At 63.3% G+C, this 21,196-nt stretch carries 14 protein-coding genes and 1 pseudogene; 7 read left to right on the plus strand and 8 right to left on the minus strand.

Features of this window, described 5'->3' with window-relative positions; translation table 11 throughout:
• Positions 1-80: 80 nt before the first annotated feature.
• The 3 genes from G5S42_RS20860 to nirB are packed head-to-tail and all read right to left on the minus strand — an operon-like array spanning position 81 to position 7,257.
• Complete coding sequence (locus tag G5S42_RS20860; RefSeq protein ID WP_176108530.1) at positions 81-4,262, minus strand: bifunctional nitrate reductase/sulfite reductase flavoprotein subunit alpha; 4,182 nt, start codon at positions 4,260-4,262, stop codon at positions 81-83.
• Positions 4,263-4,311: 49 nt separating this feature from the next.
• Positions 4,312-4,677: a nitrite reductase small subunit NirD gene (gene nirD / locus G5S42_RS20865; RefSeq protein ID WP_176108531.1), complete on the minus strand. Its 366-nt coding sequence runs from the start codon at positions 4,675-4,677 to the stop codon at positions 4,312-4,314.
• 39 nt (positions 4,678-4,716) lie between these two features.
• Entirely contained in the window at positions 4,717-7,257 is a 2,541-nt protein-coding gene (gene nirB, locus G5S42_RS20870) for a nitrite reductase large subunit NirB (protein ID WP_176108532.1), read from the minus strand.
• A 590-nt stretch (positions 7,258-7,847) separates the two neighbouring features.
• Between nirB and cobA the strand changes: the two genes are divergently transcribed.
• The gene (gene cobA / locus G5S42_RS20875; RefSeq protein ID WP_176108533.1) at positions 7,848-8,648 is read left to right on the plus strand and encodes a uroporphyrinogen-III C-methyltransferase; all 801 of its coding nucleotides are present in this window, start codon (positions 7,848-7,850) and stop codon (positions 8,646-8,648) included.
• 38 nt (positions 8,649-8,686) lie between these two features.
• Here cobA and G5S42_RS20880 read toward each other — a convergent pair whose 3' ends face one another.
• Positions 8,687-9,568 carry an MOSC domain-containing protein gene (locus G5S42_RS20880; protein ID WP_176108534.1) on the minus strand — a complete coding sequence of 294 codons (882 nt, stop codon included), beginning with the start codon at positions 9,566-9,568 and terminating at the stop codon, positions 8,687-8,689.
• 261 nt (positions 9,569-9,829) lie between these two features.
• Between G5S42_RS20880 and G5S42_RS20885 the strand changes: the two genes are divergently transcribed.
• On the plus strand, positions 9,830-10,234 hold the full coding sequence (locus G5S42_RS20885; RefSeq protein ID WP_176108535.1) for a heme-binding protein: 405 nt from the start codon (positions 9,830-9,832) through the stop codon (positions 10,232-10,234).
• A gap of 80 nt (positions 10,235-10,314) precedes the next feature.
• On the plus strand, positions 10,315-12,489 hold the full coding sequence (locus G5S42_RS20890) for a malate synthase G (RefSeq protein WP_176108536.1): 2,175 nt from the start codon (positions 10,315-10,317) through the stop codon (positions 12,487-12,489).
• A 72-nt stretch (positions 12,490-12,561) separates the two neighbouring features.
• Here G5S42_RS20890 and galU read toward each other — a convergent pair whose 3' ends face one another.
• Positions 12,562-13,479 carry a UTP--glucose-1-phosphate uridylyltransferase GalU gene (gene galU, locus G5S42_RS20895; RefSeq protein WP_176108537.1) on the minus strand — a complete coding sequence of 306 codons (918 nt, stop codon included), beginning with the start codon at positions 13,477-13,479 and terminating at the stop codon, positions 12,562-12,564.
• Positions 13,480-13,766: 287 nt separating this feature from the next.
• Positions 13,767-13,910, minus strand: coding sequence for a hypothetical protein (locus G5S42_RS20900; protein ID WP_176108538.1), 144 nt, complete (start codon positions 13,908-13,910; stop codon positions 13,767-13,769).
• Positions 13,911-14,169: 259 nt separating this feature from the next.
• On the opposite strand from G5S42_RS20900, the gene G5S42_RS20905 reads away from it, so the two are divergent.
• From G5S42_RS20905 to G5S42_RS20920, 4 genes and pseudogenes are all read left to right on the plus strand, one after another.
• Positions 14,170-15,408, plus strand: a complete 1,239-nt coding sequence (locus tag G5S42_RS20905) for an acyltransferase family protein (protein ID WP_176108539.1) — start codon at positions 14,170-14,172, stop codon at positions 15,406-15,408.
• A gap of 220 nt (positions 15,409-15,628) precedes the next feature.
• Positions 15,629-16,469: pseudogene (locus tag G5S42_RS20910) on the plus strand (RNase A-like domain-containing protein).
• Positions 16,466-16,768 (plus strand): contact-dependent growth inhibition system immunity protein, encoded by a 303-nt coding sequence (locus G5S42_RS20915; protein WP_176108540.1) that lies wholly within the window; start codon positions 16,466-16,468, stop codon positions 16,766-16,768. The pseudogene G5S42_RS20910 and the gene G5S42_RS20915 overlap by 4 nt, the downstream one beginning before the upstream one ends.
• A gap of 67 nt (positions 16,769-16,835) precedes the next feature.
• Positions 16,836-17,102 (plus strand): contact-dependent growth inhibition system immunity protein, encoded by a 267-nt coding sequence (locus G5S42_RS20920; RefSeq protein WP_312883586.1) that lies wholly within the window; start codon positions 16,836-16,838, stop codon positions 17,100-17,102.
• Between the two features lie 147 nt (positions 17,103-17,249).
• On the opposite strand, the gene G5S42_RS20925 is transcribed toward G5S42_RS20920, so the two are convergent.
• Entirely contained in the window at positions 17,250-19,703 is a 2,454-nt protein-coding gene (locus tag G5S42_RS20925) for a glycosyltransferase family 4 protein (RefSeq protein ID WP_176108542.1), read from the minus strand.
• A complete protein-coding gene (locus G5S42_RS20930) occupies positions 19,700-21,166 on the minus strand; it encodes a flippase (RefSeq protein ID WP_176108543.1) in 1,467 nt (488 codons plus the stop codon). The genes G5S42_RS20925 and G5S42_RS20930 overlap by 4 nt, the downstream gene beginning before the upstream one ends.
• Positions 21,167-21,196: the final 30 nt, after the last annotated feature.

Here is a 21,196-nt window from a genome sequence, read left to right on the forward strand (position 1 = left end):
ACTCAATATGCAAGCGTCATGCCATCATGCTGTGTGTTTTGAGGCCTTTTTTAAGGCCTTTTTCGAAACGCGTCGGCGGCTCAATACACGTCGCGTGCATAGCGCTTTTCGCGCGTCAGACGGCTCACGTATTCGAGTGCTTTCTCTTCGCTCATGCAACCGTGCGTCGCGATGATGTCCTTCAGCGCCGCATCGACATCGCGTGCCATCCGGTTCGCGTCGCCGCATACATAGAAATGCGCACCGTCTTCGAGCCACGCCCACAGTTGCGCACCGTGTTCGCGCATGCGGTCCTGCACATAGATCTTGTCGGCCTGGTCGCGCGAGAACGCGACGTCGAGTCGGGTCAAGAGACCGCTCGCGCGCATCGCTTCGAGCTCGTCGCGATAGTAGAAATCGGTCGCGGCATGTTGTTCGCCGAAGAACAGCCAGTTGCGTCCGCGTTCGCCGCGTGCCTGCCGTTCGTGCAGAAAGCCGCGAAACGGTGCGATGCCGGTGCCGGGACCGACCATGATCATCGGCGTGTCCGACTGATGAGGAGGACGAAAGTGCGCGGACTTCTGCACGAACACGGGGACCTCGGTGTCGCTTGAGCGATCCGCGAGAAACGTCGACGACACACCCTTGCGGTGCCGCCGCCCATTGCTGTAACGCACCGCCGATACCGTCAGATGCACCTCGCCCGGATGCGCCTTCGGGCTCGATGCGATCGAATACAGGCGCGGCTGCAGGCGCTTCAGCATGCCGGTGAGTTCGGCGGCCGAGAGGCTCACCGGAAACTCGTGCAATACGTCGGCGAGCTGCTGCCCCCATAGCCATTGCTTCAGATCCGCCTTGCGTTCGGGCGCGAGCAGATCGCCCAGCGCGCCGTTGCGGCTGCGCGCGGCGACCAGCGCAAGCGCTTCGGCGCTCGGCCGCGCGATCTCGTAGTGTTTGGTGAGCGCATCGGCGAGGCGCATGTCGCCGATACCCGTGACGTGCACCGATGCTTCAGCGTGCAGACCGCTCAGCGTGATCAGTTCGTCGACGAGTTCGGGGCAGTTGCTCGGCCACACGCCGAGCGCATCACCCGCTTCGTATTCGAGGTTGGAATCGCCCGTTTGCAGCGACACGTAGCGCGTATCCTTCACGGCGCCCTGCCGGTTCAGTCGCAAATTGCCGACGATGCGCGACGCAGCCGGCCGCGCCTTGGTCGGCACCGCGCCCACCACCGCGTTGATCATGCCGCCCGGCGGCACCGCATGCAGCGCGGCATCCGCCTGCTTGATACAGACGATCACGCGTTCGAGCCATGCATCTGCGCTCGACTGATATTCGATGTCGCAATCGACGCGCTCGGTGAGACGCAGCGCGCCCTGCGCGGCGAGCCGTTCATCGAGCCGACGGCCGTGGCCGCAAAACTGATCGTAGTTGCGATCGCCGAGCGCGAGCACCGCGAAGCGCACGCCGTCGAGGCGCGGCGCCGTGGCGGCGTTCAGATGCGTCCAGAAGTCCTGCGCGTTGTCGGGCGCATCGCCGTCGCCGAACGTGCTGGTCATCAGCAACACGTACTGCGCCTTCGCGAGCGCCGCGAACGGATAGTCGGCCATGCACGCGGTGCGAATTTCGAAGCCCGATTCCATCAGACGCGTCGCGAAACGCTCGGTCAGCGATTCGGTGTTGCCGGTTTGCGAGGCCCACAACAGCGTGACCTTCGGCCGGTTGCGCACGATACGCACGCCCGATTCGCGGGCCTCTTCCTGCGCGGCATTCGGCGGCAATGCGGTGGCTGAAACCCGGGCCGTCGTCGCGCTGCGGCTATACAGTCCGGCAAGCAGACCATCGACATAGAGCCGCTTCACCGCATCGAACGGTGCGCTGTGCGGCAGCACCGGCACGTTGTCGAGGCCTTGCGCTTCGGACGAACGCAGGCCGCTGACGAACCCGGCCAGATACGCGCGCTCCGGATCGCTGAGCGCGGGCATCGGTACGGGCTCGGGCGGCAATTGCAGCAAAGTCGTGAGGGCTTCGATACGAGGCATGGGTTGATCCTTGGCGCTGGGCGCAAAAGCCGCTGCGTCGGCGGGAGTAGAGAGCGCGTCGTCGTTGCGTGTGTCCGCGATGCGATCGGCCGTCACCGGGCTCAGCGCGACCGCGCAGACTTTCAGTTCGGGCTGCAATGAAATCGGATCGACCGCGTCGTTGGTCACCGCGTTGATGCAAAGCTCGTCGCCGAACACGTCGTTCCAGTGCATCGGCGCGAAGCACTGCCCCGCGCTCACCCGATCGGTGACGACGGCGGGCAGCACCGCGCGGCCGCGCCGTGAACGGATCTCAACCGCGTCTTTCGCGCGAATGCCGAGTTCGGCCGCATCGTGCGGATGAATCTCGACGAAGGGTCCCGGGTTCAGCTTGTTCAGCATCGCGACCTTGCCGGTCTTGGTCATCGTGTGCCATTGATGCTGCACGCGGCCCGTGTTCAACACGATCGGAAACTCGCGATCGGGCAACTCGGCCGCGGGCTGATACGCGCGCGCGAAAAACTTCGCCCTGCCGCTCGCGGTCGGAAAAGCAATGCGCGGGCGGCTGCCATCTTCAGCCTCCCTAAGCGTTTGGCTCACGCCGTCATTCAGATAGCGAAGCGGATTGCGCTCGGACGAATCCGCCGACGCGATCGGCCACTGCAGCGGTGCGTCCTTCAAGCGGCGATGACTCGCGCCGCGCAGATCGTAGCCGGTCGCCGGGTTCGCCGCGCGTGTGAGTTCGGCGAACACTTCGTCGGCGCTCGCATAGCTGAACGCATCGGCAAAGCCCATTTCACATGCGACGCGCGCGATGATCTGCCAGTCGGGCAACGCCGCGCCGGGCGGTTCGATGGCCTGCTGCATCAGCGTCAGATTGCGCTCCGAGTTGACCATCACGCCTTCGGCTTCGGCCCACAAAGCGCCGGGCAATAGCACGTCGGCGTAGCGATTCGTTTCGGTGTCGAGGAACGCGTCCTGCGCGATCACGAGTTCGGCCGCGCGCAATCCGGCGATCGCGGTCTGCCGGTTGGCGACGGTCGCGACCGGATTCGTGCAGATGATCCAGCACGCCTTGATGTCGCCCGCGGCCATCCGCGCGAACAGGTCGATCGTGCCGTTGCCCGCATCCGCTTTGAGCGTGCCCGGTGCGATGCCCCACAGCGCCTCGATGAACGCGCGATCTTCAGCGACCAGCGCCGAACGCTGACCGGGCAAACCGGGGCCCATGTAGCCCATTTCGCGGCCGCCCATCGCGTTCGGCTGGCCCGTCAGCGAGAACGGTCCACTGCCGCGCCGGCAGATACGGCCCGTCGCCAGATGCAGATTGCACAGCGCATTGGTGTGCCACGTGCCGTGCGTGCTCTGGTTCAGGCCCATCGTCCAGCAGCTCATCCAGTCTTTGGCCGACGCGATCATCTGCGCGGCGCGGCGGATGTCGTCAGCGGCGAGGCCCGTGATGCGGGCGACGTTCTCCGGCGTGTACTCGGCCAGAAACGCGGGCATCGCGTCCCAGCCTTCGGTGTGTTCGGCGATAAAAGCCGCATCCGTTGCGCCGTTTTCGTGCAGCAGATGCAGCAGGCCGTTCAGCAACGCGAGGTCGGTGCCGGGTTCGATCTGCAGGAACAGATCGGCTTTCTCGGCGGTCGTGTTGCGGCGCGGATCGACGACGATCAGCTTTGCGCCCGCTTTCACGCGATCCATCATGCGCAGAAACAGGATCGGATGACAGTCGGCCATATTCGCGCCGCTGACGAAAAACAGATCCGCGTGATCGAAGTCTTCATACGAGCCGGGCGGACCGTCCGCACCGAGCGACAGCTTGTAGCCGCTCGCCGCGCTCGCCATGCACAGGCGCGAATTCGCTTCGATATTGTTCGTGCCGATAAAGCCCTTCGCGAGCTTGTTGACCAGATACTGCGCTTCGAGCGACATCTGCCCCGACACGTAAAACGACACAGCATCGGGACCATGCTCGTCGATCACACGCCGCAGACGCGCCGCGGTGTCGCTCAACGCCTGGGCCATCGGCAGCGGCGCCGGGTCTTCATCGCGCGCATGACGCACGAACGCGCCTTCGAGACGCCCCGACTTGCGCAGCGCGACGTGAGCCGACTGCCCCTTGGTGCAGAGCCGGCCAAAGTTGGCCGGATGCTCCTTGTCGCCGGCGATCTTCACGACCTGGCCGTCCTCGACGTGCAGCACCATGCCGCAACCGACGCCGCAATAAGGACACACGCTCTTTACGCTGGTATCAGACATGCGCGAATGATCTGGTTAGAACTCTGAACGATTAAGCGAGGCCGTTACCTCAAACCGCGACCCACACCTGGCCGTTTTCGACGCGCGTGGCAAACGCGCTGACCGAATACGACGGCGTTTCGAGGCATTCGCCGGTGCGCAGATCGAAGTGATGCTTGTAGATCGGCGACGCGACCACGATGCGCTCGCCGAGGCTGCCGACGAGTCCGCGCGACAGCACCGCCGCGTGCGAACCCGGATCGAAGTTTTCGATCGCGTAGACCGTGGGCTCGGCGGGCGACTCCACTTCACCGCCTTCGACGTGAAACACGGCCACCTGCTCGCCGTTGACGAGCGCGCAAACGCCGGTGTTCGGCACGATGTCGTCGAGGGCGCAGATCGCGGTCCAGGCGCGGGGCAAGCGTTCGTTCTTCATGACTGGGCTCCTTTTGAGTTAAGCGGGAATCGGTTGAGGTCAAACCGTCTCGACGACAATGGGAATCTCGATGCGCGGCGCCTGCCGCTCGGCGGGCGTGGCCGGCCGGATCTGTCCGCGCTCCTCGACGAACGCGACGTTGCTATCGGACTCGTCGCTGTTGACGAAATGGCGGAAGCGCTTGCGTGTTTCGGGATCGGTGACGGCCTTCTTCCATTCGCACTCGTACGTGTCGACCACGTGCTGCATCTCCACTTCGAGTTCGGTGGCAACGCCAAGGCGATCGTTGACGATCACGTCGATCAGATAGTCGAGACCGCCTTCGAGGTTGTCGCGCCACACGCTGGTACGTTGCAGCCGGTCAGCGGTGCGCACGTAGAACATCAGGAAGCGGTCGATGTAGCGCACCAGCGTGTCCTTATCGAGGTCCGCGGCGAGCAGTTCCGCGTGACGCGGCTTCATGCCGCCGTTGCCGCACACGTACAGATTCCAGCCCTTCTCGGTGGCGATCACGCCGACATCCTTGCCCTGCGCTTCCGCGCATTCGCGGGTGCAGCCGGACACGCCGAACTTGATCTTGTGCGGCGTGCGCAGCCCCTTGTAGCGATTCTCGAGTTCGACCGCGAGGCCGACCGAATCGCCGACGCCATAGCGGCACCACGTCGAACCGACGCACGATTTCACGGTACGCAGCGATTTGCCATACGCGTGGCCCGATTCGAAGCCGGCTGCGATCAGCTCTTCCCAGATCGACGGCAATTGCTCGACCCGCGCGCCGAACAGATCGACCCGCTGACCGCCGGTGATCTTCGTGTAGAGGCCGTATTTCTTCGCGACCTGCGCGACCGCGATCAGGCCATCGGGCGTCACTTCGCCACCCGGCATGCGCGGCACGACAGAATAAGTGCCGTCGCGCTGGATGTTCGCGAGGTAGTAGTCGTTGGTGTCCTGTAGCGACGCGTGCTCCTTCTTCAGCACGAATTCGTTCCAGCACGACGCGAGAATGCTGGCGACCGCCGGCTTGCAGATGTCGCAGCCGAGTCCGCGGCCATGTTTCGCGAGCAGCGCGCCGAAACTGCGCAGCCCCTCGACGCGCACGAGGTGGTAAAGCTCCTGGCGCGAATACGGGAAGTGTTCGCAGACGTGGTTGTTCACCGCGAGGCCCTGCTTCTTCATCTCGGCCTTCATCACTTGCGTGACGAGCGGCACGCAGCCGCCGCACGAAGTGCCCGCGCCGGTCGCGCTCTTCAACGCGCCGATGTCGGTCGCGCCCGCGCAGACGGCCGCGCACAGCTCGCCCTTCGACACGTTGTTGCACGAGCAGATCTGCGCGGCCGCGGGCAGCGCCTCGACGCCGAGCGCGGGCTTCGCGCTGCCGTCCGCTTGCGGCAGGATCAGGAATTCGGGCGACGCGGGCAGCTCGATGCGATTCAGCATCATCTGCAGCAGCGTGCCGTATTCGCTCGCGTCGCCGACCATCACGCCGCCGAGCAGATACTTGCCGCAATCGGACACGACGAGCTTCTTGTAGATCTGCTTGCGCTCGTCGCTGAACTGGTACGTGCGGCTGCCCGGCGTATTGCCGTGCGCGTCGCCGATGCTGGCCACATCGACGCCCATCAGCTTCAGCTTGGTGCTCATGTCGGCACCCGCGAATTCGGCCGAGTCGCCCAGCAACTGCTTCGCGACCACGCGGGCCATGTCATAGCCGGGCGCGACGAGCCCGAACAACTGACCACCCCACAGCGCGCATTCGCCGATCGCGTAGATGTGCGGATCGCTGGTGCGGCACGCGTCGTCGATGACGATGCCGCCACGCGCGCCCAGTTCGAGGCCGCATGCGCGGGCCAGATCGTCGCGCGGACGGATGCCCGCGGAGAACACGATCATGTCGGTGTCGAGATGGCTGCCGTCGGCGAACTGCATGCGGTGCGTGCCCGCTTCGCCGTCGACGATCGCCGTCGTGTTCTTGTGCGTGTGCACGGTGACGCCCAGTTCTTCGATCCGGCTGCGCAATACGCGGCCGCCACCGTCGTCGACCTGGACCGCCATCAGGCGCGGCGCGAATTCGACCACATGCGTTTGCAGGCCCATATCGCGCAGCGCCTTCGCGCATTCGAGACCGAGCAGGCCGCCGCCGACCACCGTGCCCGTTTTCGAGCGAGCGCCGCATTCGCGCATCGCTTCGAGATCGTCGATCGTCCGGTAGACGAAGCAGTCGCCGCGCTCACGGCCCGGCACCGGCGGCACGAACGGATAGGAGCCGGTCGCGAACACGAGGCGGTCGTACGTCAGCGTTTCGCCGCTCGCGACCGTCACCGTGCGCGCGTCGCGATCGACCGCGACGGCCCGCGCGTTCAGCTTCAGTTGCACGCCGTGGCGCTCGAAAAAACCGGGCTCGACGAGCGACAGGTCATCGGCGGTCTTGCCCGAGAAGAACTCGGACAGATGCACGCGATCGTAGGCCGGTCGCGATTCTTCGCCCAGCACCGTGATGTCGAGATCGTGCGCGTCCTGAAGCGCCAGGCATTCGACCAGTTTGTGGCCGACCATCCCGTGACCGATAACGATGATTTTCATGAGTGCGCTGTCCTCTGGTGTCTGGCGAAAGCGATTGCGGAAATAAAAACGGCGTCCCGCGAATCCAGCCGAGGCTGAATCCGGGGGACGCCGTTGTCCTGTTGGGGTGCTGCGGGGCGCTGCTTTCTGCTGCAAGCGCGACGAACCCACGTTGGTTCGATGGCAACGCTTCTTGCAAAGGCTGTGCCAATTTAGATCGATGCGCCGCAAAGCACGGTGTGGCGTGGGTTTACCGCAAATCGCGCGGCTCCGAAGCGCACCCCGAGCGCGACGCGTTTTGATGCGGCAAGGCACAGGGATGGTGCGACGCAGCACTGTGGACGTGCGAAACCAAGGTGCACCCAGGTGCGATCGTGACGCTGTTTTCCGCGTGAATCGCAGCGTGTGGCAACGTCTTGCGTGCCGCTATTCGATCGATGGCGTGGTCCTTGCATCGGTCCTCCGCAACGTCGTCGCGGCAACGTCGTCGCGATGCGCAGACTCAACCGTCAACCGGCAATGCAATGGACAACGGCGTCCCCTCGTGATCTTCACGGGCGGACGCCGTTTTCGTTTCGAGCCACGAGAAACCCACGGCACAAGGACACAACATGAACACCAACACCGGCAAGGTCACGCTGCTGAGCGCGGGCCCAGGCGACCTCGACTTGCTGACGCTGAAGGCCGTCAAGGCGCTCGCGGCCGCCGACGTCGTGCTGCTCGACGACCTCGCGAATCCAGACATCGTGACGCTCGCGCCGCGGGCGCGCGTGATCCGCGTCGGCAAACGCGGCGGCTGCCGCTCGACGCCGCAGGCGTTCATCGAGCGGCTGATGCGGCGTTATGCGCTGAAGGGGCTGCACGTGGTGCGCGTCAAAGGCGGCGAAGCGCTGCTGTTCGGCCGCGCGGGCGAGGAGCTCGCGGTGCTGCGCGACGCGGGCCTCGCGGTCGAAATCGTCAACGGCATCTCGTCGGGCTTCGCGGCCGCGGCGGGGCTCGGCATGTCGCTCACGCATCGGCGGCACTGCCACGGCGTGAGCTTCATCACCGCGCACACCGAAGATCACGGCGAGCCGGACTGGGCCGCGCTCGCCGCGACGCGCACGACGCTGGCGATCTATATGGGCATGCGGCGCATCGACGGCATCGCCGCTGCCTTGCTCGCGCACCTGCCGGCCGACACGCCGGCCGCGGTCGTGCAGTGGGCTGGCGGCCGCGACGAGCGGCGCCTGTTGACGCGGCTCGATCGGCTCGCCGCCGATGCGCTCGGCGCGGGCTTCGGCAGTCCGGCGGTGATTCTGGTGGGCGATGCGGTTGGCGAGAGCGCCGAAGCGCCGTGCTGGGAACGCGAAGCTCGCGCCGGACAAGGTGGGGAAACGCTGCCCGCGCCGGCGATTGCGCGGGCGGCCTGAGATCCGATCGAAGCGGGCCTCGCCCGCCTTTCATCCAATCAATCGCCGAACCCGAGCTCCGCGTCGACCTGCTGCCCGACCCGCAGCCAGGCCCCCGCCCCGCTCGCGACCAGCGCGTTGTTGCCGAACGTGACCGCGCCGTCGAAGCGTTCGCTGACGCGATAACCGAGCATCGTGTCGGTCGGCTCGTTCGGCCAGTCGGGATCGGGCGCGCCGCGCGCCTGATCGATGGTCGGCATCGGACAGCGCGAGCACAGCTTGACGAGACGCAACTCGACGCGCGCGCTCGAGTCCGCATCCGCACCGACGGCGAGCGTCTCGACATAGTCCTCTTCATAGGCATCTAAGCCCGTGAGCACGATGTTGGGTCGAAAGCGATCGATTCCAATCGACGGCGCGCCTTTGCGGTTCAGGCGCGCGTTCAGATCGTCGAGCGAGGCCTGGCCGACCACCAGCAGCGGAAAACCATCGGCGAAAAAGGTCGTCGCACCGCCGGTGCTGTCCGTGTAGTCCGGATCGACGATGCGTTCGCGCTCCGGATCGAAGCGCAGCAAGCGCGCCGGCAGACCAAGGAACTCCGTGAACCACGCCGCCGTTGCTTCGCCGGTATCGAGCCCGTAGGCGGCGTCGCTCCACACCGCGGTATCGACCCGGGCCGCGCCGGCCAGGCGCGCGGCATCGAGCGGCGTGCGCAGCTCACGCATACCCGGCGCGTTGACGATCAGATCCTCGGCGCCGAGTTCGACCTTGATCAGGGCCATGCGCGGATACGCGCGCTGCGTGAACATCGCGCCTTCGGGATCGACGATCATCCAGTTGCGGTCGTATTCGAGGCCGGTCGCCAGCAGGCGCGCCGCATCGAGCGGGATGCCGGCGCAGGATTTGATCGGATAGACGAACAGCTCGCTGATGGTTGGCATGATCTGAGATCTCGTGGGAAGCGCGGTTTTTGGGTGGAGACGCGATTGTAAAGCGCTGCGCGTGTATCGGTGATGGCGACCAGGGAAGCTGCCGTTCCGCGCTGGGGCGGCGGGAAGTAGAATCTTCAGATCAGGCGGGCGCCGGCGCGCGGCATGCGGCATGCGACAGAGCTGCGAAACGCGCGCGCAGGCGCCGCATCGACCCGTTGCCGAGAGAAGCCGAAGACGCCACCTTCCCCTCACCGAGACAGGACATTCATTATGCTGACCAAACCCGTGTTGACCGTCGCCGAGACGACCCGCATCGTCGATGCCGCGCGCGCGGAAGCCGAGAAGAACAGGTGGCCCGTCGCGATCGTGGTCGTGGACGACGGCGGCCATCCGCTCGCGGTGCTGCGTCTGGACGGCGCGGCGCCGGCCACCTCGTATATCGCGACCGAGAAAGCGCGCACCGCGGCGCTCGGCCGGCGCGAAACCAAGGTGTATGAAGACATGATCAACAACGGCCGCACCGCATTCCTCAGCGCACCGTTGCAGGGCACGCTCGAAGGCGGCGTGCCGGTGATCGTCGACGGCCATGTGGTCGGCGCGGTCGGCGTGTCGGGTGTCAAGTCGGAGCAGGATGCGCAGATCGCGAAGGCCGGCATTCAGGCGCTCGGCGTTTAAAGCGCCGCGCGTCACAGCAATCCCGTGGCTCAACGCGGACCGATGCCCCCTCATCGGTCCCATAACAGATGGAGCAGTCGATGACTCAGATGAACCCGCGCGGCGGACTGCAGGTCGCCGCCAACCTCGACCAGTTCGTCGAAACCGAAGCCCTGCCCGGCAGCGGAATCGACAGCGCCGCCTTCTGGTCGGGTTTCGACGCCCTCGTGCACGAGCTGGCGCCAAAAAATCGGGCGTTGCTCGCCGAGCGCGACCGCCTGCAAAGCGAACTCGACAACTGGCATCGGAGCCATCCCGGCCCGGTGCGGGATCTGCGCGAGTATCGTGCGTTTCTCGAAGGCATCGGCTACATCGTGCCCGTGCCCGCCAGCGTCCAGGCCACGACCGACCACGTGGACAGCGAAATCTCGGAGCAGGCCGGCCCGCAGCTCGTCGTGCCGCTGTCGAACCAGCGCTACGCGCTGAACGCCGCGAACGCGCGCTGGGGCAGCCTTTACGACGCGCTGTACGGCACCGACGCGATCCCCGAAACGGATGGCGCGGAAAAGCAGAAGGGTTACAACCCGGTGCGCGGCGCCGCGGTGATCGCGTATGCGCGCAAGTTCCTCGATCAGGCCGCGCCGCTCGCGAACGGCTCGCACGCGGATGCGACGCGCTATAGCGTCGAGAACGGCCAGCTCGTGGTCGCGCTGAAGAACGGCACTACCGCGCTGAAGACACCCGCGCAACTGGTCGGCTATCAGGGCGACGCGAGCGCGCCGTCGGCGGTGCTGCTCAAGCACAACGGCCTGCACGTCGAGATCCAGATCGATGCGAACGATCCGGTCGGCAAGACCGACGCGGCGCATGTGAAGGACGTCGTCGTCGAAGCGGCGGTCACGACGATCATCGATTGCGAGGACTCGGTCGCGGCCGTCGACGCCGACGACAAAGTGCAGCTCTATCGCAACTGGCTCGGCCTCATGAACGGCGACCTGACCGAACAGGTCACGAAGAACGGCAAGACTTTCACGCGCCGGCTCAACGCGGACCGCGAGTACACCGGCGCGGACGGCAAGTCGCAGGTCAAGCTGCATGGCCGCTCGCTGCTGTTCATCCGCAACGTCGGCCACCTGATGACGAACCCGGCCGTATTGACCAAAGACGGCCACGAGATTCCCGAAGGCATTCTCGACGCGGTCATCACGACGCTGTGCGCGCTGCGAGACCGTCAGAACAAGCTGAACTCGCGCACCGGCTCGATCTATATCGTGAAGCCGAAGATGCACGGCCCGGCCGAAGTCGCGTTCGCGAGCGAGCTGTTCGCGCGCGTCGAAGACCTGCTGAAGCTGCCGCGCAACACGCTCAAGATGGGCATCATGGACGAGGAGCGCCGCACCAGCGTCAACCTGCTGGCGTGTATCGCCGAAGCGTCGGCGCGCGTCGCGTTCATCAACACGGGCTTCCTCGATCGCACCGGCGACGAGATGCACTCCGCGATGGAAGCGGGCCCGATGATCCGCAAGGGCGACATGAAGTCGAGCAAGTGGATCACGGCGTACGAGCGCAGCAACGTGCTGGTCGGTTTGAGCGGGGGCCTGCGCGGGCGCTCGCAGATCGGCAAGGGCATGTGGGCGATGCCCGACCTGATGCACGCGATGCTCGAGCAGAAGATCGGCCATCCGAAGGCTGGCGCGAATACCGCGTGGGTGCCCTCGCCTACCGCGGCGACGCTGCACGCGCTGCACTATCACCAGGTCGACGTGCAGGCGGTCCAGCAGGAACTCGAACGCACCGACTACGCGAAGGTGTACGACGAACTGCTCGATGGCCTGCTGACGATTCCGGTCGTCGAAAAGGCGCAATGGAGCGACGAAGAAATCCGCGCCGAGGTCGACAACAACACGCAAGGTATTCTCGGCTACGTGGTGCGCTGGATCGATCAGGGCGTCGGCTGCTCGAAGGTGCCGGACATTCACAACGTCGGCCTGATGGAAGACCGCGCGACGCTGCGTATTTCGAGCCAGCACATCGCCAACTGGCTGTATCACGGCGTGATCGAACGCGAGCTCGTCGAGGAGACGTTCAAGCGCATGGCCAAGATCGTGGACGCGCAGAACGCCGGTGATCCGCTCTACCAGCCGATGGCGCCGGGCTTCGACACGATTGCGTTCAGGGCCGCGCAAGCGCTCGTATTCGAGGGGCGCCAGCAGCCGAGCGGCTATACCGAGCCGTTGCTGCACAAGTTCCGGCTCGAGGTGAAGCAGCAAGGTTGAGACCGTCCTGCTGAAACGACGATGGGCGCCGCGCAACGCGGCGCCCATTGTTTATTTCAGGGCCTCGTCAGTTCACGCGGCTTCTGCCGTCAATTGCCCCGCCTCGCCGGCCGGCGCTTCGTTCTGCATATACGCCTGCAGATACGCCTCGAATTCAGCCTTCACCTCCGGATGGCGCAGCGCGAATTCGACGGTCGCCTTCAGATAGCCGAGCTTGCTGCCGCAATCGAAGCGCGTGCCGAAGTAGCGATACGCGAGCACCTGCTCTTCGGTCAGCAGCGACTGCACCGCGTCCGTCAGTTGCAGCTCGCCGCCCGCGCCCGGCTTCAGCGCGCGGATATGCTTGAAGATCGTCGGCATCAGCACGTAGCGCCCCACCACGCCGAGATTCGACGGCGCCTCGTCCGGCGCCGGCTTCTCGACGATGCCCGACAGTTTGATCACGTTGTCTTCCCACTCGCGGCCGTCGACGACGCCGTACGAACGGCTGTCCTCGCGCGCGATCGTTTCGACGCCGATCACCGAGCTGTGGTAGTGATTGAAGGTATCGACCAACTGGCTCATCACAGGCTTCGAGCTATGCAGCAGGTCGTCGGCGAGTATCACCGCGAAGGGGCTGTCGCCCACCAGTTTTTCGGCGCACAGCACCGCATGGCCGAGACCGAGCGCTTCGGCCTGGCGCACGTAAAAGCAGTCGACGTTGGCCGGTTTGATGCTGCGAACCAGATCGAGCAGTTTCTGCTTGTTGCGCGCTTCGAGTTCGGACTCGATCTCATAGGATTTATCGAAGTGATCTTCGATCGCGCGCTTGCTGCGGCCCGTCACGAAGATCATCTCGGTGATGCCGGCGGCGATCGCTTCTTCGACCGCGTACTGGATCAGCGGCTTGTCGACGATCGGCAGCATTTCCTTCGGACTTGCTTTGGTAGCCGGCAGGAATCGTGTCCCGAGGCCCGCTACGGGAAACACGGCTTTGGTGACTTTCAGCATGGTAGGCATTCCCACATCGGTTAGAAGTTGGTGTGTTCGCGGACCTGGCGGCCAATCGATGTCGGCGCAAGACTAGCAGAAAAATCTGCGAGGTTCACGGAAGCGGTCTTTCTCCGATTTAATTCGGATAATTCATGCATCAATCGCAATGCGATATTGCGAAAAATTGAGAGCAAATTGCTACGCATATATTTGCCGGGAGGCGAATGACAAATCCGAAAGTCTTACCTTTCGGACAGCCTTGGCGTGGCCCGTCTGGCGATCTGGCGACCGGCTTCGGCAGCACGTCAGTCCTGTTCGTCAACGGGCGGCAGCTTGCCTGGGTTCATTCTGTAGCGACGGATCGGCTCGTTGCGCAAGGCATCGCGGTAAGCGGAGGCGGCCACCAGGATCAGCAGGACGGCGATGCCGGCCAGTAAATGCAGGTTCATGACTTCACCTCGGGTCAGAGAATCCTTGATCTAAATTAGCACGACAAAAGCGATAAATAATTCGACGCTCGATACATCACCGCGTAATTACAATTCGTCACAAAATAGATGCCGATTCAATTCGAAACGCAATTTTTTAATCATTTTGTGGGATTGTGGTGCTCTAGCATGGATGCGTCGCGGGGTGCGCAAGGACGCCCGCTCGAAGGCCGATTCCGCGTCGATTTTTTCTCTTTTCCGCTTCAGATAAGGACCGCGTATGAGCGACCCAGCACTGGATGCCGCCGGCTCATCCCTGCCCCTCTCCCCGCTGCCGCGCCCCGAGAAAAACCCGGCCGCGGCGCACGCTCGCAGCGACGCGCGTATCGATAGCGTCGGCAAGGAGCATGTGATCGACGCGATGCGAGGTTTCGCCGCGCTGCTGGTCGCCTATTTTCATTGCCGCCAGATCGCGTGGGTCGGCATGCAGGCGTTTCATCAGAGCGTCGGACATTCGTTGAGTCCGGGCAGTCTCGCCGCGTATCTGACGTTTCCGATCGCATGGGGCTCGGCCGGCGTGCCGATGTTCTTCGTGATCAGCGGCTACTGCATCCATCGCGGCGGCGCGCTGCGGCTCGCGGGCAATCCCGCTTACCGGCTCGATGCAGGCAACTTCTGGCTGCGGCGCTTCGCGCGCATCTATCCGGTGCTGCTCGCGGCGCTGGTACTGACCTTCGCGCTCGATTCGCTGAGCCTGCAATTGCCGCCCGTCAGTCACAAGATTCGCGAGATCGGCTGGCAGCCGTTTCTGGTCAATCTGTTTTCACTGCAGGGTGTGGCGGGCAAAACGTATGGCTCGAACGGCGCGCTGTGGACGCTGTCGCTCGAAGTGCAGTTCTATGCGATCTATCCGCTGCTGTTCGCGCTGCGGCGGCGCATCGGCATGAATGCCGTGCTCGCGCTCGTCGCGGTGATCAACGTTGCGTCCGCGTATGGGCTGGAGCGACATGATCTGCAGTTCTTCACGTCGTACTGGTTCTCGTGGATGCTCGGCGCGTGGATCGCCGATGTCAGGGCGCGCAACGCAGGAGAGGCGCGCGCGCCCGCATTGCTGTACGTTCTCGCGGCGGGATTGATCGCGGCAGGCTGCGTCGCGTTTCATTTCGGTCAGTACGGTGCGTTCCAGATCTGGGCGCTTGGCTTCGCGTGCTATCTGTACAAGGCGCTCGATGTGCCCAATGACCCGCAACACGAAGGGAGTGGCGTGCTCGCGCTGCTTCGCACTGGGTCGCGTGCGCTGTCGCGCTTGCTGTCCCGCGTGGGTGACTTCAGCTTCTCGCTGTATCTGATTCATCTGCCGATCTTCGTGCTTCTCTCGGCGTGGCTGTTTCGTTCGTCGCTGCAGGTGTCGATCTGGCCGTCGTTTGGTTATATGTTGGTCGCGGTGCCGGCTGCCTATGTCTTCTATCGGCTGGTCGAAATGCCCGCGATGAAGTGGTCGGGGAGTCTCAAGGCGTAAGTACACCCTGCGCTGTGTCAACCCCGTAACGGCCAAGTGCCGCGACGGGGGCTTAGGTATGCATCCCGAAGTTTCGATTGCGACCGCCCGCGAAAAGGCGCTCGTCATGCGCGGTTTGATTCGCGCGCGCAAATGGCCATCAAAATCATCCATCGCCCATTCCACATCCCCGTATTCGCCTGCTAGCGTGGCAACCCCAATCGCTACGGAGGAATTCAGGATGTCGTATCAACAGGATTCGGGCACAGTGCGCGTGATACTCAGTGCGCCGCAACTGGCTGCGGTGCTCTCCCGGCAGTCTATCAACCCCGCCGAAATGCTTTCCAACCGGCTATGGGGCGGCTTGCAGGTAGTCGGCGGGGTACTGGAAATGGTTGGGGCGGCAACGCTTTGCGTGCTTCCGGAACCGACGATGGCAAGCAAGGCCGGATGTGTTGTGTTCGGCGTACATGGCTCAGATACGGTGTCGGCAGGTGTACGCCAAATCTGGACAGGCCGGGATACCGCCACGCTGATCCAGCAAGGTACGACGAAACTGGCCGAGGCGATGAAGGCCAGTCCTGACATGGCGAATAATATCGGCCTGTCAGTCGATATGATCGTGCCGTTTGGATTCGCGGGATCGATCAAGGCTGCGCGCGTGGCCAGCGTCACGATGGGCCGGATCAATCTGCAAATGCATGAAGCAAAAGCCCTAAATCCGAGGCTCGGAGGGCATACAATAAAGGAGCACATTGGCAATGTCAGAGGAGTATTTGAGGGCGCGCCTGAGAAAATATCCTAAAATGGACGTCGCATCTTCTTTCTACGACCTGAAAACAGCAGAATTGGCCATTTCGAGAATTGTGCGAATTAATTCCATTAAAATCAGATCCTGGTCACGGTCTCGGCCAAATTATCATTTAGTCTTAAACGAAAACGCTGGCCGGGATATTGGCTATGGAGTGGTTAGGGAAACAGGGGAGTTAATTCGACTACATGGAATCCGGCTAGTATTGAAGCATGAAACATATAATGGAATGCCATATTACATTATTACGTCATATGCAACCAAATTATGAGCCACACAGAAAATAACCCTTCATACCCAAATCTCGATATTCTGTTTGGCGGATATCTCAATCAGGATTATCACTATATCGGGGACTCGATTGAAGAAATCGTCGGCATCTATAAGAATGCGATTACTTCGAAAATGCGCAAGTCTGCTATCAACGAAATTAACCAGCTGGCAGAGAACTTCGGCGAAAACCTAGATAGTGCCTTCTATGAAATGTACGGACATGATTTTAATCCGAAGCTATGGGGTCACACGACTGCATCGTTTCTTGAGGAACTCAAGCGCATTCTGAGCGAGTAATGCACTCGTCTCCCCTTGCAAAAAACGGAGCGTAGAATGGAAAATGTTATCTGACCGCCACCCCAGAATGTACGAGCTTTTCGGTGCGTATTTCAATGAAGATTTTGATCTTTGGGGAAACACAATCTCTGAAATTGTCTCATGCTATAAAAATGATAGTTCAACGGAATACCGAAAAGAGATAATTGATGAAATAAATTCGTTCATGAATGAACATCCGTCCGACTTGGATTCTGCGTTCGAAAGAGATTACGGTTCAGGGTTTGATCCTAATCTGTGGGGCCACACTACAGCCTCATTTCTTGACGAGTTGAAGCGCCTTCTGAGCGAGTAATCTACTGGTCGCCGCGCGAGGGTTGTTAGATGCCACGCGCGCGGCGCGCAAAAAAACGGAGCGAAGGTCATTCGACTTCCGCCCCGTCACGCCAAGCAAGGACTGGCCAAGCCCCTGTCTACCCTCGCGCAAAAAAAAAACCCCGCTCTACCGCCCCGCCACACTCTTCAGAATCCCCGCGACCCCATCCACATAGCTGCGCGTGCCGAAACGCTCCTGGGCGGTCCGATAGCCGTTCTCGACCAGCTTGTCGCGCAAGTCGCCGTTCGAGCGCAATTCGGCGAGCGTATCGGCGAGCGCATGCGCGTCGCCCGGCGTACACAGGACGCCGTTCTCGTAGTCCTCGATGATTTCGAGCACGCCGCCCGCGCGCGACGCCACGACCGGCCGCTGCGCGAGCATCCCCTCGACGATCACTCGGCCGAAGGGCTCCGGCGTGATCGACGTATGCACGACCGCGTCGACCGCGCACATGCAGGCGGCAATATCGTGCTGGAAGCCGAGAAAATGCACCCGCTCGCCCAGCGCGTGTGCGGCAACGAAGGCACGCAGTTCCATTTCGTACTGGTCCTCGCCGAACAGCGCCGCGCCGACCAGCACCGCATGCATCTGCGGATTGAGCACCATCGCTTCGAGCAGCACATGCTGTCCCTTCCAACGCGCAAGGCGGCTGAACGAGCCGACGAGGAACGCGTCGCGCGGCAGATTCAGGCGCTCGCGCAGCACCGCTTGCGGCACCGTGCGCAACGCGTCGAACGGCTCCGCGTCGATCCCATTGAATACGACGTCGATGCGCTTGCCGTCGAACCGCGTGAGCTTCGCGAACGCCTGCGCCGACGCTGCCGAATTGGCGATCACGTGCGTGAGGCCGAGCCGCGCGCACCACTTGATGATCGCGAGCTGCTTGCCGCCGAAATGCTCGGCGCTGACGATGTCGCGCAAATGCCAGACCACCGGCCGTCTCGCGAGCTTGCCGGCCACTGCGCCGATCACCATCGCACGCTGCGTATTCGCGTAGATCACGTCCGCATTGCGCGCCCGTTTCGCGGTGGCACGCACGAGTGAGATGAGCCCCTTCAATGCCTGACCTTTCGGCAGCGAACCGCCCTGCTTGCGCACGTTTTTCAGCACTCCGGCATCGAGCACGGAGACCTCGACGCCGGTCTTCGCGAGCGCGGTATTGAACGGCCCGTCGTCGAACAGCACGACCTCGATGCGCGAGCGCAGCGCCTTGACGATTTCGAGCAGCGACAGCTCGGCGCCGCCGAGCACGCCGCTCTGATCGACGGCGAGAATGCGCGGCACGTTCGCTGCGCTCTGCGCGCCCGGCCGATATGGCGTATAGGGCGGCAGCGTCGCGGCGCGCAGCGCGGGCACCGCCGCGCGCACCTGCGCGAAAAAGCGCTCGCGGAAATGCGCGGCCGAAAACTGCTCGGCGTTGCCGCGGCAATGCTCCGGCTGGAACCGGTGCCCAAGCTCGTCGAAACGATTCACGGCAGCGATGATCGAGTCGGCATCCTGTTCATCGAAGAACATGCCGGTCGGGTTCGGCTCCGACAGATCGCGCACGGTTTCGAGCGCCCCGCCCTTGCCGTAGGCGATCACCGGCGTGCCGCAAGCCTGCGCCTCGACCACCGAAATGCCGAAGTCCTCTTCGGCCGCGAACACGAATGCCTTCGCGCGGCTCATGCGGTCCTTCAGCACCTTGAACGGCTGATAGCCCATGATCTCGACGTTCGGCCCCGCCTTCGCGCGGATCTTCGCCATGTCGGGTCCGTCGCCGATCACGACGAGCTTGCGCTCGGGCATCCGCGCGAACGCCTCGACGATCAGATCGATTTTCTTGTACGGCACCATCCGCGACGCGGTCAGATAAAAGTCTTCCTTCTGCGTGCACAGCGTGAACGCGTCGACATCGACCGGCGGGAAGATCACTTGCGCGTCGCGCTGATACACCTTCTTGATGCGTCGCGCGATGAACGCCGAGTTCGCGATGAAGCCGTCGACCGAGTTCGACGTGCGGATATCCCAGTTGCGTATGTAATGCAGAATCAGCCGGGCGAGTGCCGACTTCGGGCCGTTGGTCAGCTTCGACTGCTGCAGATACTGATGCTGCAAATCCCACGCATAGCGGATAGGCGAATGCACGTAGCTGATATGCACCTGGTCGGGACCGGTGAGAATGCCCTTGGCGACCGCGTGACTGCTCGAAATCACCACGTCGTACGCCGACACGTCGAGCTGTTCGATCGCGAGCGGCATCAGCGGCAGATACGAGCGGTACTTGCTGCGCGCGAGCGGCAGTTTCTGGATGAACGACGTCGTCACCGTCTTGCCGCGCAGGAAGCTGCGATCGTCGAGAAAGTCCACGAGGCTGAACAGGTCCGCATCGGGAAAGCACGCGATGATCTGCTCGAGCACTTTCTCCGCGCCCGCGTAGGTGACGAGCCAATCGTGCACGATCGCAATGCGCACGTTTCTGTCCGCGCGCGGCGTGGTACGGCGCACTGCCGGCTGCATGCCTGGCACGCTCGTCAGTTCGTCGAGCGCGCCGCGCGTCGCAGGCCTCAACAGGTTTTTTTCAAGGACGTCGTGATTCATGCGCTTTTCCTCGGATTCAGTCGCAATAGCAGTGAACGCGCAAGATTGCGCAAGGCGGGCGTCATCGTGATCGACCACGCGACGTTCGCGCCGACCATCAGCAAGCCAGCGGCGATCGCGAGCGCGAGGCTCGGCAGGAAGCTCGCGAGCCACAGGCTGGCGAGCAGGAAGGCGAGATGGGCGAGCATGTCGAGCACGATCTGGCGCGCGCGGATCGCCGCGAAATGCAGCAGTACCGCGTAGTCGAACAGTGCGCGCGCGGAAACCGCGACCGCCGCGCCCGTCAGCCCGAAATGCGTGATCCCGAGCCACAATGCGCCGGCGAACAGCGGCAACTCGACGAGCCCGATGCGCGCGGCGGTGGCTGGATTGACCTGTGACTGAATCAGGATGCGCGTCACGTTCGCCTGGCCGACGAGCCACACGGCAACGATCATGATGCGGCCGACGGGCGCCGCGACCGTCGCGATCTCGTTGCCGACCCACAGATGCAGGAACGGTTCGAGCACCAGCATCGCAACGAGCGCGACCGGCGTGAACACGCCGTTGAGAAATTCGAGCGACTGCTGCGTGATCGTGTCGGCATCCGCGCGGCCGACCGCCGACAGCCGCGGAAACAGCGTGCGCACCAGCGCGGTCGGCACGATGTTCAGACGCGTGACGAGATTCTGCGGCACCGTGTAGTACGTGACGAAACGCGCGCCGAGGCGTGATCCGAGCATCACGCGATCGAGCGAATCGGCGACCATCGTCGTCACGCTCGCGATCAGCATCCAGCCGCCGAAGTTGAACAGCCCTTTCGAGACGCCGAGCCGCGGCGGTTCAATGCTGCGTATCTCAAGCACTTTCAGCGCGTAGCGGCCGAGCAGCAGCGCCGCGAGAATCCGCGCGACCACGGCCGCGGCGAGTACATTCTGCAAGGTCGCGCCGAGCCACAACGCGGCACCGAGCGGCAGAAGCTGGAACAGGAACGTGCCGATGGTCTGATTCGTGTTGTAGACGCCGAAGCGTTCCGCGCCATTGATCGCGCCCGCGAACACCCACGACACGTTCGCGATCGGAATCGCGACCGCGAGCCACGGCAGCGCCATATACACTTCGTGCTGCAGCTCGGGCGACACCTTCGTGAAATACGCGGTGTACAGGAACGCACCGAAGTAGATGATCAAACCGCCGACCACGCCGGTCGTCAGATTGAGCCACGTCGCGCTCCAGAACACGCGCGCGCTTTCCCGCTGATCGCCCGACGCGCGCGCCTTCGAAATATGGTTCTGCGCGGCCATGCTCATGCCGAGATCGAGAATCCCGAAGTAGCCGATCAGCGTCCACACGAGACTGATCACACCGTAGCGCTCGACGCCGAGCAGCCGGATATACGCCGGCACGGTCACGAGCGACACGAACGTCGGCAGCACGAGCCCGAAAAAATTGATCGCTACGTTCCTGAGAATGCCTTTGTCCATCGAATCCCTTGGGTTTTGCGGTTAGATTGC

It is taken from the genome of Paraburkholderia youngii, assembly GCF_013366925.1.
Classification (GTDB): domain Bacteria; phylum Pseudomonadota; class Gammaproteobacteria; order Burkholderiales; family Burkholderiaceae; genus Paraburkholderia; species Paraburkholderia youngii.

Bases quoted from the DNA above. Each gene is read 5' to 3' on its own strand.
- G5S42_RS20860 (WP_176108530.1), bottom strand. From the start codon at position 4,262: ATGTCTGATACCAGCGTAAAGAGCGTGTGTCCTTATTGCGGCGTCGGT.
- nirD (WP_176108531.1), bottom strand. From the start codon at position 4,677: ATGAAGAACGAACGCTTGCCCCGCGCCTGGACCGCGATCTGCGCCCTC.
- nirB (WP_176108532.1), bottom strand. From the start codon at position 7,257: ATGAAAATCATCGTTATCGGTCACGGGATGGTCGGCCACAAACTGGTC.
- cobA (WP_176108533.1), top strand. From the start codon at position 7,848: ATGAACACCAACACCGGCAAGGTCACGCTGCTGAGCGCGGGCCCAGGC.
- G5S42_RS20880 (WP_176108534.1), bottom strand. From the start codon at position 9,568: ATGCCAACCATCAGCGAGCTGTTCGTCTATCCGATCAAATCCTGCGCC.
- G5S42_RS20885 (WP_176108535.1), top strand. From the start codon at position 9,830: ATGCTGACCAAACCCGTGTTGACCGTCGCCGAGACGACCCGCATCGTC.
- G5S42_RS20890 (WP_176108536.1), top strand. From the start codon at position 10,315: ATGACTCAGATGAACCCGCGCGGCGGACTGCAGGTCGCCGCCAACCTC.
- galU (WP_176108537.1), bottom strand. From the start codon at position 13,479: ATGCTGAAAGTCACCAAAGCCGTGTTTCCCGTAGCGGGCCTCGGGACA.
- G5S42_RS20900 (WP_176108538.1), bottom strand. From the start codon at position 13,910: ATGAACCTGCATTTACTGGCCGGCATCGCCGTCCTGCTGATCCTGGTG.
- G5S42_RS20905 (WP_176108539.1), top strand. From the start codon at position 14,170: ATGAGCGACCCAGCACTGGATGCCGCCGGCTCATCCCTGCCCCTCTCC.
- G5S42_RS20915 (WP_176108540.1), top strand. From the start codon at position 16,466: ATGAGCCACACAGAAAATAACCCTTCATACCCAAATCTCGATATTCTG.
- G5S42_RS20920 (WP_312883586.1), top strand. From the start codon at position 16,836: ATGTACGAGCTTTTCGGTGCGTATTTCAATGAAGATTTTGATCTTTGG.
- G5S42_RS20925 (WP_176108542.1), bottom strand. From the start codon at position 19,703: ATGAATCACGACGTCCTTGAAAAAAACCTGTTGAGGCCTGCGACGCGC.
- G5S42_RS20930 (WP_176108543.1), bottom strand. From the start codon at position 21,166: ATGGACAAAGGCATTCTCAGGAACGTAGCGATCAATTTTTTCGGGCTC.